The following is a 246-nucleotide window of genomic DNA, read 5'->3' as shown; positions in this document are numbered from 1 at the left end:
GGATGGCGCTATCGCTTATCCGGCCTACGGGGAAAGATACGTGGTTGCCGGATGGCGCTGTCGCTTATCCGGCCTACGGGAAAGATACGTGGTTGCCGGATGGCGCTGTCGCTTATCCGGCCTACGGGAAAGTAACGTGGTTGCCGGATGGCACTGTCGCTTATCCGGCCTACGGGAAAGTTACGTGGTTGCCGGATGGCGCTATCGCTTATCCGGCCTACGGGGAAAGATACGTGGTTGCCGGAT

Annotated in this window: 1 protein-coding gene; it reads left to right on the top strand. The window is 59.3% G+C overall.

Going from position 1 to position 246, the window contains the following annotated elements; all coding sequences use genetic code 11:
- On the top strand, positions 1 to 246 hold a 246-nt coding region (locus tag OGX90_RS00035), incomplete at both ends, for a hypothetical protein (protein ID WP_502872845.1).

Origin of the sequence: Citrobacter sp. Cpo012, assembly GCF_030333015.1 — a bacterium.
GTDB lineage: Bacteria > Pseudomonadota > Gammaproteobacteria > Enterobacterales > Enterobacteriaceae > Citrobacter > Citrobacter portucalensis.
Note: the sequence above shows the minus strand (reverse complement) of the source record. Positions and strands in the feature narration are given on the sequence as shown.